The sequence below is a fragment of the Flavobacterium sp. KBS0721 genome (assembly GCF_002007065.3).
GTDB lineage: Bacteria > Bacteroidota > Bacteroidia > Flavobacteriales > Flavobacteriaceae > Flavobacterium > Flavobacterium piscis.
The window spans coordinates 2,881,010-2,893,544 of sequence record NZ_CP042170.1; the positions used below are offsets into that span (position 1 = coordinate 2,881,010).

The window sequence follows — 12,535 nt, forward strand, 5'->3', positions numbered from 1 at the left end:
TTTGATATACATATGAATTCGCAGGGTTAAAATAAGATATTTGGGGGCGCAAATATATATAAATTTTAACAAGAAAAGAATTATTTTCAAAATGTTATAATAATTCTTTCAGAATAGCGTTTTTTGATTTTTTGCCAAACTTAAACATTCTGATATTTTATTCTTTACGGGTTTCCTCATTTGCCAAAAAAAGCTCCAGATTTCTTTGAAGCTTAATTTATTAATTTAAAAGTAAGATTACTCTTCTTTGATAGTATAATAAACATTCATTCAAAAATTAAAAAGAAACTGAGTTCAATTCTATCTTTGCATTTATTAAAAATAGCTACGAATGTTGGTATTGCAGCTGTCAGATGCAGTTCCCATAAAAATCGCAATTCCGTAATAAAAACTAAAATTTAGTTTAAACTAAAAAATGTTAAAAAGAAAACTATTTTTCAAAAAAATAGCCTTCTAAATTTGATTCTTAGAAGGCTTTTTTAAGTTTATAATTTATATGTTTTTAGCTGATAACGCTAAGAACTACAAATAAAATTACCAAAACGATAACTGCGTATCTAGTGTATTTTGATGTTTGCATAGAAGTATATTTTAAATTAATTATTTGCTGAGATTAACAAATATAACAGTTTATTTTAATTAGCCTATATTCTTTTAAATTAATATCTGAGTCTATGATTACTTTATTAAGATGATATAAAAAAAGAATAGAAATGATGTCATAAAAAAAGCCCTAAAATGTTTCAGAGCTTTTGATGTTTTTTATAAAAAAGAGAATATTATGCTTCTTGCATAGTATGATAAACGTTCATAACGTCATCATCTTCTTCAATTTTCTCAATTAATTTTTCAACGTCAGCGATTTGAGCTTCAGTAAGTTCTTTTGTGATTTGCGGAATACGCTCAAAACCAGAAGATAAAATCTCAAGACCTCTGTTTTCTAATTCTTTTTGTAGAGCACCAAAGCTTCCAAAAGGAGCATAGATTAAGATTCCGTCTTCGTCTTCAAAAACTTCTTCAGCACCAAAATCAATTAGTTCAAGTTCTAATTCCTCTGGATCCAGATTACCTTTTGCAATTCTGAAATTACAAGTATGGTCAAACATAAACTCAACAGAACCCTGAGTTCCCATTGTACCGTTACATTTATTAAAGTAGCTGCGAATGTTTGCTACGGTTCTATTGTTGTTGTCAGATGCAGTTTCAATCAAAATCGCAATTCCGTGAGGAGCATATCCTTCAAACAAAATCTCTTTATAGTTAGCAGTATCTTTATTACTTGCATTTTTTATCGCGCGCTCAACATTGTCCTTAGGCATGTTAGCGGCTTTTGCATTTTGTATTACAGCTCTTAATCTAGAATTGGCATCTGGGTTAGGACCGCCTTCTTTAACAGCCATAACGATGTCTTTACCAATTCGGGTAAATGTTTTAGCCATTGCTGACCAACGTTTCATTTTTCTTCCTTTTCTAAATTCGAACGCTCTTCCCATTACTAATTTTTTATTTTGAGATGCAAAAATACGGTTATTCCTTTTTTTAGCAAAATCAATTGTATTCTTTTTTAAATTATGTTTTGTGAATAATTTAACCGCTAAGATCGCTAAGATTTACGCTAAGTTCGCAAAGGTTTTAAAGATTAATCTTAGATAACGTCAACAAGTTTTATCCATAATATCATTTTCAAAGTAGAAGACTTTCAAAATGTGATAAAATCTAAAATCTAAAATCTAAAATCTATTTCGCTCCATTAAACTCATTAATAACATTAACAGCTTCATTCAGGTACGGATTTGTTTTTAGATTATTAATCTGGTATTGATTGATGGTTTTATCATTGGGATAAGCACCTAACAAAAACTGATTTACGGTTGAATTATAGACATCTAACGGATTATTCTCGTCATTAAATGTATTGATCTCTTTCCAAAGTGAGTTAATAATTTTTTTCTGATTAAAAACAGCATCCAAAGTCATCGGAATCTCTGCTTTTGGTGTATTAACAAGCTGATCAATTTTCATATTTATCTTTTTAATATTATTAAAAAAGTAATTATCAGCCAATCTTGTACTACTGTTTTTTGCCAGTTTATCAATAAGTGATCGTTTGACATAAGGTTTAAATTTTAGCAAAGCCTGTATGCTGTCATTTTTGATAGCGGTCGGGAAATCACTTTCTTTTTGGTAAACACCTTCATAAAATTCAGGAAGAACGACATCGGGTTTTACGCCAATATACTGATGGCTTTTGCCTGTCACTCTGTAAAATTTGTTAATCGTTATTTTCAAAAAGTCAGTATTTTTAGTTTCGTCAAGCGAAAGTATGGTTTGCATAGTAGCTTTTCCAAGCGTATTACTGCCCAGTAATAATGCGCGATTATAATCTTGTAAAATCGAAGAGAAGAATTCACTTGCCGAAGCGGTATTACTGTTGACCAAAATCACAATTGGTCCTTTATAAATCAAACCTTTGTAAGGATCATTAATGACTGATTTTCCTTCTCTATTGTCAACTACAATAGAAAGCGGACCGTAATCGATAAACATTCCGGCCAGTTTTATAGCTTCTTCCATAGATCCGCCCCCGTTATCAATTAAATCAATTACAAGACCTTTTATGTTGTCTCTTTCCAGTTTTATGACTTCTCGTGCTACATCATCGGCACAACCTTTTCGGGTATTACCATCTAAATCAGCGTAGAAACTTGGAATTTTAATGTATCCAATTTTACTGTCTTTACCAATTATAAAACTAAAAACCGAATTATCTTCATCTTTCATCACCTGCTTCTCGATATATACATCAAAGCTTTTTCCGGAATTTCGCTTTAGCGTAAGCGTAATACTTTTGTTCGATTCAGATAAAATCATCGTCGAAATAGATTCTAATGAAGCACATGAAACCTGCAACGATTCCTTTTGATTCGATATTGAAACAATCTGATCACCCTTTTTTATTTGTCCCGTTTGATAAGCAGGACCATTTGGGTCGAGTTCAGCTATGATAATTTCGTTTTTTTCGTTTAGACTAACAGTCATTCCCAGTGACAAATGTTCTTTTGATAATGAAGCAACAAAACTCGTTTTAGAATCATCACTAAAATAAGCCGTATGCGGATCAAAATAAGTACAAAAGTAATTGTAGAGCTTTTCTTCCTGTTTCGTATTGGTTTCTAAAAGTGTATTGATCCTACAGATTTCATTGGTAACAATTAAGTTTTTAGACTTTAATTCAATCGACTTAAAATTAGTTTTAAGAGAATCTAAATTATCACTCGATTCGGCAATTTCATCCAGAATCTGATATCGGATTTTTTTAGACCATACTTTTTCAAGATCTTCTTTTTTAAGGTAAAAAGGGAATGATTTTTTATAAAACCTGATTGTGTCTTTTTTAGTATAATCGATGGGTTGCTTTTGAATTTTTTCGAGCACAGTTTTAGTTCTCAAAAGACCATTTCGATATACAGAAGTAATATCGCCCAAAAAATCACAATGGTTACTTAGAATAAGATCATCCAGATTGCTACGATATTTATTGGCTAATTCGTCATATTCAGTCTTAAAAAACAGGTTTCTAGAAGGATCTAATTCATTGATCAGATTATCAAAAACAAAAACCGATAAACTATCATCTACCAGTTTCGGCCTAATGTGTTCTTCCTGAATAAGTGCATTTATTTTGTTTAGTATCTCGCATGTATTGTCACTATTTTGACTAAATAGAACATTGGTAACTAACAGTAATACTAATAATATTTTTTTCATAAATCGAAAATCTTCGTTTAGACTAAAATTACACTTTATTTTTTGATAAAAAGTTACAATTTTTCTAAAATTTCTTACATCTAAACGATTTGTTTTAGCAGATAATTTTCAAATAATGAAAAAATTTCGCCACGAATTCTCAGATTTTTTATTTAACCTGTGCTTAATAATTAGTGAATTCGTCGCAAAAAAAATGCGCTACTTTTAAGTAACGCATTTCTAAAATTTTTATATTAAAAAACTATTTCTTATAAAAAGGTAATTTTACCACTTTAGCCGGAACATCATTTTTTCTGATTCTAATAAAAATATCGCTATCAACAGCGCTATTGTTTACCGTAACATACCCTAAACCAATCCCTTTATTCATAGAAGGCGACATCGTTCCGGAAGTTACAATACCAATTACTTCGCCAGCTGCATCAACAATTTCATAATCATGTCTTGGTACCGCACGTTCCTGCATTTCAAAAGCCACTAATTTTTTAGTAACACCAGCTTCTTTCTGTTTTTTCAAACCTTCAGAATTGGTAAAATCTTTAGTAAACTTAGTAATCCATCCCAATCCTGCTTCAAGAGGAGAAGTAGTATCATTAATATCGTTTCCGTACAAACAAAAGCCCATTTCAAGACGCAAAGTATCACGAGCCGCTAATCCAATTGGTTTAATGCCAAAAGCTGCACCAGCCTCAAAAACTTTATTCCAGATCGCTTCAGCATCTTCATTTTTGCAGTAAATTTCAAATCCACCAGAACCAGTATAACCAGTTGCAGAGATAATTACATCACTAAAACCAGCAAAATCAGCCACTTCAAAATGGTAATAAGCAATTGCCGATAAATCTATAGAAGATAAAGGTTGCATAGCTTCAACCGCTTTTGGTCCCTGAATAGCCAATAAAGAGTAATCATCAGATAGGTTTTTCATATCAACACCCAAATCATTGTGCGATGAAATCCAGTTCCAGTCTTTGTCAATATTTGAAGCATTTACAACCAGTAAATACTCTTCTTCTTTCATTTTATACACAATCAAATCATCCACAATTCCGCCTTCATTGTTAGGCAAACAAGAATATTGCGCTCTACCAATAGTCAAAGTCGAAGCATCATTCGAAGTTACTTTCTGAATCAAAGCCAAAGCATTTGGACCCGTCAACAAAAATTCACCCATATGTGAAACGTCAAAAACGCCCACACCAGTACGAACCGTTTCGTGTTCAGCGTTAATTCCCTCATAAGTAATAGGCATATTATAATCCGCAAAAGGCAGCATTTTCGCTCCCAAACTCTCATGTATGTGCGTAAGCGCAGTATTTTTCATTGTGTTGTTTTATAAAATTGTTTCGCAAATTTATTCAAAAAATATATAAAAATGATAGTCTAAATTATAAATTTCGCAATGATTAGGAGCAATTTCCTGCTATCCGCTATATCTTTTGTTTTTTAAAGAAAAAAACAAAAGGATGCCGCTTCTATCAGGGCTAGAAATTTTACGAAACGAGAAATACTTTCTTCTTCAAATTTTATGTAACTTTAATCATCTAATTTTTTTATTGTCAATGAAATTAAGATAAATATACGGGCATCAGCAAATTAAAAATCCGTTTTTATCCGCGTTAGAATTAACCTAAATTCATAGATAATTAAAATATTATAATAGATAGATAAGCCCATGAAAGATCCGCTTTTAATTACAAAAGAAGAAATTTTAAAATTCTACAAACCCTTAAATCCTCATACACATAAAGGACTTCAGGGACACGCTGTAATTATTGCCGGAAGTTATGGCAAAATAGGAGCTGCGGTTTTAGCATCAAAATCCTGTCTAAAATCAGGTTGCGGACTTGTAACTACGTTTACACCAAAATGCGGCTACCAAATCCTCCAGATTTCAATTCCCGAAGTTATGGTGGTCACCGATGAAAATGCTAATTTTATCACTAATATTCATTTTCCAATTCAGCCACAAGCCATCGCGATTGGTCCGGGAATAGGGCAGGAGTTGGGAACACAAAAAGCTTTATTCGAATTTTTAAGAGTAAATAAAACACCTTTGGTTCTTGATGCCGATGCGTTGAATATTTTATCTCAGAACCTTTCCTGGTTAGAATTAGTTCCCGAAAACACAATCATTACACCACACCCAAAAGAACTCGAACGCCTGATTGGCAAATGGAATTCAGAATCTGAAAAATTTCAAAAAACAATCGCTTTCTCCGAAAAATACAAAGTGATTATCGTCATGAAAGGTGCACCAACCTACATCATCAACAAAACCGAAATATACGAAAATACAACAGGAAACGCCGCACTAGCCACCGCAGGAAGCGGCGACACCCTAACTGGAATTATAACGAGTTTTGTAGCGCAGGGTTACGAACCCAGATACGCTGTAAAATTGGGCGTTTATCTTCATGGCTTAACCGCCGACATTGCTGTACCACAAACAGGATATCAATCTTTTATAGCATCAGATATTATTAAAAATCTTGGTAAAGCATTTTTGAGCTTGGGAACTTAAAAAAATAACCGCAAAGTTCGCAAAGGTTTACGCAAGGTTCGCAAAGATTTTTTGTTGTAGCTTGTTGCATTCAACTTGTCAGGCTGAGCGAAGTCGAAGCCCACGTTCCAATTGGCAAGTCCTTCGACTTCGCTCAGGATGACATAAAATGAGAGTAAATCTGCAAAATCTGCGTGAACAAGAAAAAAAATCTAAAATCTACCTTCTACAATCTAAAATCAAAAAAACGTAAGTTTGTAATATCAAAGATTAGAAACTTAGCAACTCAGTTTCTTAGCATCTTTGAATCTTAAAAAAAATGAAAAACAATTTCGATCTTAGAACGGTAAACGTTACCCGATATATAACACCTTTGCGCGAAGGCGGTTCTTTACCCGCTTTGGCAGAAGCCGATGATGACTTTAAATACGTCCTAAAATTCAGAGGAGCCGGTCACGGAGTAAAAGCGCTAATAGCGGAATTAGTGGGTGGACAAATCGCAAAAGCCCTTAAATTACAATTACCCGAATTGGTTTTCGCGAATCTCGATGAAGCTTTCGGGAGAAACGAGGGCGACGAAGAAATTCAGGATTTACTGCAAGGAAGTCAGGGATTAAATTTGGCCCTTCATTTTTTATCCGGTGCTATTACGTTCGATCCTGTTGTAACAACTGTAGATGCAAAACTAGCGTCGCAAATTGTTTGGCTGGATGCTTATATTACCAATGTCGATCGTACATTCAGAAATACGAATATGCTGATTTGGCATAAAGAATTATGGCTGATTGATCACGGCGCATGTTTGTACTTTCACCATTCCTGGAACAATTGGGAGCAACATGCCAAAAGTCCTTTTGCATTGATAGAAGATCACGTTTTATTGCCACAAGCTTCACTTTTGAAAGAGGTCGACGCCGAATATAAAGCACTTTTAACGCTCGAAATTCTGGTAGATATTGTAAATACAATTCCAGAAGAGTGGCTGCAATGGGAAGATACTGATGAAACTCCCGAAGCTTTGCGAAATGTATATTTACAGTTTTTGCAAACAAGATTAAACAATTCCGAAATCTTTGTAAATCAGGCTCAAAATGCAAGATAGTCACTTATATGAGTATGCCGTAATTCGTGTTGTGCCAAGAGTAGAACGCGAAGAATTCCTGAATATCGGAATCATTTTATTTTGTAAAAGAGCCAAATTTATAAAAGTGTTGCACCACATAAACGATGCTAAAATCGAAGCTTTATCAAATGATTTTGACATCGAACAACTGCATTGTAACATTGCCGCTTTAGAAAAAATTGTAAACGGAGCCAAAGATGGCGGCCCAATTGGCGCAATGGAGATTCCGGAACGTTTTCGGTGGTTAACCGCTATTCGAAGTTCAGCCATTCAAACTTCCCGACCTCATTCAGGATTATCTCAGGACTTAGAAAAAACGATTCAGAGATTGTTTGAAGAGTTAGTTCTTTAGAGGAAGGTTCTAAGATGCTGAGTTGCTAAGGTTCTAAGGCTCAAAGCAACATAGGTTCAAAGGTTTTTGTAGAGACGCACAGCAGTGCGTCTAACTGTCGTTTAAATAAAATCTCGCAAAGACGCAGAGTCGCAAAGAATATAAAACTTTGTGAATCCACGTCTTTGCGAGATTAAAAAAATAAAGCTTAGCGAACCTTGCGTAAAACCCTTGCGTTCCTTGCGGTTAAACTGTACACTTAAATTCAAAGCAAAATAAAAAAATCATCCCCTGTAAGAATGTTAAACTTACAGAGGATGAAAAACTAAACTAACTCATGTTTTTTTCTGCTTGTCATTAATTAAAATGATCCGCAGATATTACCGCCTAAAGTAGCTCCTGCATTTGCAGAAACATCAGCTTTAACAGCAGTTTTATCCAGTTTTACAATGGAATAAGGAGGAGTAAAAGCTGTTTTGTTTCCTGCCTGATTTCCAGATGTATTAGTAAAGACATTATCAACAGCAGTTACAGCTGTATAACCAGTCATTAAATCTATTGGAGTTTTTACACCTTCAAAAACGTTGGCTTCCACACGAATATCTGCTTCAAAACCAGCAGCGATACATTTATTGCTTACAGTACTGTTGAAGAAACTGTTTACGATATGTACTTTTCCAAAACGTACTCTAGGCATTCTTTCCTTACATCCCGGAGCCCACCAGCATCTTGCAAAAGTAATTCTTAGTTTTCCGCGATCTCCCGTAGCACCGTCGCTTGAACCAATTAAGTTAGAGTATCTGTGATCATCTGATCCTCCAGAACCTCCGGCTTTTGGTGGTTTCAGGTAATGGAATTTAGAATACGTAACCGAGATATAATCAGATTTGTTTTTGATGTCGAAGTTTCCGTCAACACCATCTCTAAATTCGCAGTGATCCACCCATACGTTTGTACATTCGTCAAGAATTGCATTATCCCAACCGTCAGTATCATAAGCACCAGGCCCTTCAAAAATAAGATTTCTGATGATTAAGTTTTTACATCTTTTGATGTTGATAATACCAGATCCATCTTTAGTTTGATTAGTCGAAACTAATTTTGCACCATTAGCACCATAAATAGTTTTACCCGTTTGATCCTGAAATGACAATCTTGTCGTTACAGTAATAGTACCGCTAACTTTGATCACTTTTACAGAACTGTTTTCAATTGCAGATTTCAACTGCGCATAAGTAGTAACATTTGTTTCAGCAGCTGATCCTCCACCGGTTACACTTCCGTTTTGCGAGGCCCATCCCGGAACCTGTGCACAATTGCCAATTTTTGCTGTAAAACTACCAGAAGTAGGTGTAGTTTCGATAATAGCATTTTGATTGCCTTGGTCAGGAGCAATTTCATCAGAGTTGCAGCTTGCAAATCCTAATACAAGTGTTAAGGCTAACACTGTCCATGTTGATTTAATTTTCATAATAATTAAGTTTGGTTAAATAGTTATTACTGCAAATCTGCTTATAATTAGTATGAAAAAAGTTGAACTTGTTCAATGTTTTGAAAATATTTTACTGTTAATTATGTATTTAACATATTTTAAATTACAAAAAGTATATTTTTACGTAATCGATTACATTATTTTCATTCATTCACCTACTTACGCCCCTGAGTAAGAATAAAAGTAAAAACCACATGTATAAAAACCTACGCACAAGTATTGAACAAAAAATTCCATTGACCGATGAAGAATGGAAATTAGTTGTTGAAAAAGTCAAGTTCATAACACTCAAAAAAAATGAATTCCTGCAGATTCAGGATTCAAACAGTTCTTATGAAGGATTCATTTTAAAAGGCACTTTCAAAACTTATATTTTGAATGATAAGGGTACCGAAAGTGTTATTTTTTTCTCTTTCGAAAACGAATGGATGTGTGACCTCGAAAGTTTCTATCATCAAAAGCCTACAACCTACAACATTAAGGCAATTGAAGACAGCGAAATCCTGGTGATTAACAAAACAAACAAAGCAATTTTATTTGAAGAAGTGCCCAAGCTAATCCAGTTTCACATCATTATGGTCGAAAAAGCCAACATTGCCATTCAGCAAAGACTTATAGATGTGTTAAACAAAACTTCCAAACAAAGATATCTGGAGTTTATCGAAAAGTACGCCCACAAAGTTGATAAAATCAATAACAGAAATTTATCTTCTTATCTTGGTGTATCGCACGAATTTTTATCGAAAATTAAAAAGAGGTGCTAAGGTTCTGAGATGCTAAGATTCTAAGGTTTAAAAAAAAAATCTCGCAAAGACGCGAAGGCGCAAAGAAAATAAAACTTTGCGACTCTGCGTCTTTGCGAGATTAAAAAAACTTTGCATCTAAATTAAAAATCCAAAATTCCTGAGAGGCATTCATTAGAAAAATGAAGAATTATATTTTCCTTTTCTGGATTTTCAATGACTAACAGATCATAAGGATTTAGATCGTATGCTGTCTCATTAATTTTAATAACCATTGTTTGTAAAGAAAATAGAATTATTATTTGAGCATTATAATGCTGATTACTATTTGTTATTTTCAGTTTATGATGGCTTATTTTTTCAGAAACCATACAGTTAAAATCAATACCTTTTGTATAAGAAATCACTTGATCATCCGAATTAAATTCCATGATTTCATATTTCTCATATATTTTTTTCTCTTTGTTTACCTCAATATCCAGAGCGTTATCAAGCATAAGCAAATAACGATGATAGCCCTTGAATTTGGTAAACTCAGAAGGAATTTTTTCTATTGTAGCACTGCTTATTCTAAATGCAAAATCTCTATCAGCATAGCTTGCTGTTTCCGGATAGACCATATATTCATAGGTCAATCCGCCACTCCAAATAGAGGCTTTGCTATCTTTTTTAGGCAAGAAGCTTATTTTCATTATGCTATTATTTTTAAATAAGAAATCAAATACGCTAACCTTTTAATAATTCATTCAGCCCCGATTTAAAAAAAACGTAGTGTCTTTGTGTCTTCGTGGCAAAACCTTTTAAATCTTCTTCTCTAAATAAATAAACTCCAATGGCTTATCAGAAATGTTAATATGAATATCGCTTGAAGGAAAAGCTTCTCTTTTGCCAGTATCCACATAACCATGACGTTTGTACCAGGCAATAAGTTCTGCACGAACCGAAACAACCGTCATACTAAGAGTAGACAATCCTAAAGATTTAGCATGATTTTCGGCTTCAGCCAACATCTTTTTCCCAATTCCGCTATTTTGCAATTCAGGAGAAACCGTCAACATTCCCACATACAATTGATGCTCTTTCTCGACCAATAAAACCGACCCAATAATTTGATCGTTCTCAGTAAATTTCAAAAATGTATTTTTAGGATCTAAAATAATTGCGGTTAATTCTTCTTCGCTGGTTCTTTTTCCTTCTAATAAATGAGCTTCTGTAGTCCAGCCTTTTTTAGAAGTTTCGCCTCTGTATGCTGAGTTGATTAATATGTTTAATGATGGAATATCTTGTAATGTTGCTTTTGTAATCATGGTAATATTGTGCGGTTTTTAATATTTGAAAAGCTTCCTGCTTTAGCTGGAGGAACAAAATTATGATATTTAGGATTGGCTTTAGCCGAAATTGTAGTAAGTTATTTTGTTTTTCTATTGATTAAATAACAATAAGTAAAATGAGCTGCTAAAACTAAAGTCATTCCAATGTTCCAATAGATGTGAAAGTAATCAAAGTAGTAGTAAAATCCACAATAATTTTGAATAGCTTCTCCCGGTAAAAGAAAATAAAGAGGAAATACAATTAAAAAAAGTGATAGAAATATTGATAGAATTATAAAACGGCCATATTTAATTTTAAAGTGATCCGCAATGCCATAACATAGCATTTGGATAATTAATATTATAAGGAAAAACTTCTCCATAGTTTAAATTTTATTGGCAAAGCAAGTGCATTCTCTATTAAATAAAGCAATTAAAAAGAAGGTTTAATTAATGTAGAAATACGTTGTATTCTCTAAAATTTTATTTTTTTTAGTTTGAAAAAGTACATTTTCGCTTATTTTTTCTTTATCAATGTAAATTTTTCCTTGTTTAAATTGACCAGATATGTTTATTTTTCCAAACTTCTTATTATCGAGGAATATGATACTGTCATTTATTTTGTAATTTCCATAATGATGAGTTCGTCCTCCCCAGCTTCCACTTTTAATGATATATTTTCCATCTTCTTTTAAGTCGATAATTAATCCATTTCCGCTGGCGTGAATGTATGTTTTAGAATTTTCTAAATTTTCATAATAGAGATAAAGCCCTAAAGTAAAAAGAATAATGAAAGAAGCTAAAAAAGTTGGAAGTAAATTATAAATGTTTTTATGCTTTTTGAAAATTTTAAAATTTTCAGGAATTACATTTGATAATAAGATAATTTCTAAAACGCCTAAAATGATGTAGAAAAAAGGAGCAAAAACATTATCTGCCTGATATGATCTGTAAAGGATAAAAATAAATAATCCTCCCACAATAGTAAGTTGAATTATTCTTTTAGTCTGGTTTTTCTCTGCCATTAGATTATTTGCTTCTTTGAGATTCAAACCAAATTAATTGATTTTTAATTCTTTCAATAATATCTAAATCATGGTCACTGTGAATATCTCTCAAATTATAATTAGGATTTCGAGGATCAGTAGTTTCCTGAAATTGATTAACACCTAAATTAAAAAGTGCTTGCCCAAATCTTAAACTTGGATTTTTTTCTAAATATTCTTCTAATAAATCAAGTATGACCCTATGTTCTTTTTTCATTT

The 12,535-nt window shown here is 33.0% G+C and carries 12 protein-coding genes; 4 read left to right on the plus strand and 8 right to left on the minus strand.

Features of this window, described 5'->3' with window-relative positions; all coding sequences use genetic code 11:
• Window positions 1–779 precede the first annotated feature (779 nt).
• The 3 genes from B0M43_RS12605 to gcvT form a co-directional block, all read right to left on the minus strand.
• Window positions 780–1,493 carry a YebC/PmpR family DNA-binding transcriptional regulator gene (locus B0M43_RS12605; protein WP_059118580.1) on the minus strand — a complete coding sequence of 238 codons (714 nt, stop codon included), beginning with the start codon at window positions 1,491–1,493 and terminating at the stop codon, window positions 780–782.
• Window positions 1,494–1,737: 244 nt separating this feature from the next.
• The gene (locus B0M43_RS12610) at window positions 1,738–3,768 is read right to left on the minus strand and encodes a S41 family peptidase (protein WP_078008092.1); all 2,031 of its coding nucleotides are present in this window, start codon (window positions 3,766–3,768) and stop codon (window positions 1,738–1,740) included.
• Between the two features lie 241 nt (window positions 3,769–4,009).
• Window positions 4,010–5,092 (minus strand): glycine cleavage system aminomethyltransferase GcvT, encoded by a 1,083-nt coding sequence (gene gcvT, locus B0M43_RS12615; protein WP_078008091.1) that lies wholly within the window; start codon window positions 5,090–5,092, stop codon window positions 4,010–4,012.
• 351 nt (window positions 5,093–5,443) lie between these two features.
• Between gcvT and B0M43_RS12620 the strand changes: the two genes are divergently transcribed.
• The 3 genes from B0M43_RS12620 (at window position 5,444) to B0M43_RS12630 (ending at window position 7,746) form a co-directional block, all read left to right on the plus strand.
• Window positions 5,444–6,292 (plus strand): NAD(P)H-hydrate dehydratase, encoded by an 849-nt coding sequence (locus B0M43_RS12620; RefSeq protein ID WP_078008090.1) that lies wholly within the window; start codon window positions 5,444–5,446, stop codon window positions 6,290–6,292.
• A gap of 298 nt (window positions 6,293–6,590) precedes the next feature.
• Window positions 6,591–7,373, plus strand: coding sequence for a HipA family kinase (locus B0M43_RS12625; RefSeq protein ID WP_078008089.1), 783 nt, complete (start codon window positions 6,591–6,593; stop codon window positions 7,371–7,373).
• Window positions 7,363–7,746: a DUF3037 domain-containing protein gene (locus B0M43_RS12630; protein WP_078008088.1), complete on the plus strand. Its 384-nt coding sequence runs from the start codon at window positions 7,363–7,365 to the stop codon at window positions 7,744–7,746. The genes B0M43_RS12625 and B0M43_RS12630 overlap by 11 nt, the downstream gene beginning before the upstream one ends.
• 340 nt (window positions 7,747–8,086) lie before the next feature.
• Here B0M43_RS12630 and B0M43_RS12635 read toward each other — a convergent pair whose 3' ends face one another.
• A complete protein-coding gene (locus B0M43_RS12635) occupies window positions 8,087–9,196 on the minus strand; it encodes a polysaccharide lyase family 1 protein (protein WP_078008087.1) in 1,110 nt (369 codons plus the stop codon).
• A 215-nt stretch (window positions 9,197–9,411) separates the two neighbouring features.
• Here B0M43_RS12635 and B0M43_RS12640 point away from each other — a divergent pair, with 215 nt between their 5' ends.
• On the plus strand, window positions 9,412–9,981 hold the full coding sequence (locus tag B0M43_RS12640) for a Crp/Fnr family transcriptional regulator (RefSeq protein ID WP_065447934.1): 570 nt from the start codon (window positions 9,412–9,414) through the stop codon (window positions 9,979–9,981).
• A gap of 122 nt (window positions 9,982–10,103) precedes the next feature.
• On the opposite strand, the gene B0M43_RS12645 is transcribed toward B0M43_RS12640, so the two are convergent.
• The 4 genes from B0M43_RS12645 to B0M43_RS12660 form a co-directional block, all read right to left on the minus strand.
• Window positions 10,104–10,652 (minus strand): HutD family protein, encoded by a 549-nt coding sequence (locus B0M43_RS12645; RefSeq protein WP_078008086.1) that lies wholly within the window; start codon window positions 10,650–10,652, stop codon window positions 10,104–10,106.
• 108 nt (window positions 10,653–10,760) lie between these two features.
• Window positions 10,761–11,267: a GNAT family N-acetyltransferase gene (locus tag B0M43_RS12650; RefSeq protein ID WP_078008085.1), complete on the minus strand. Its 507-nt coding sequence runs from the start codon at window positions 11,265–11,267 to the stop codon at window positions 10,761–10,763.
• A 449-nt stretch (window positions 11,268–11,716) separates the two neighbouring features.
• Entirely contained in the window at window positions 11,717–12,322 is a 606-nt protein-coding gene (locus B0M43_RS12655) for a hypothetical protein (protein ID WP_123921832.1), read from the minus strand.
• On the minus strand, window positions 12,300–12,533 hold the full coding sequence (locus tag B0M43_RS12660) for a hypothetical protein (RefSeq protein ID WP_078008084.1): 234 nt from the start codon (window positions 12,531–12,533) through the stop codon (window positions 12,300–12,302). Before B0M43_RS12660 ends, B0M43_RS12655 begins: the two co-directional genes overlap by 23 nt.
• Window positions 12,534–12,535 lie beyond the last annotated feature (2 nt).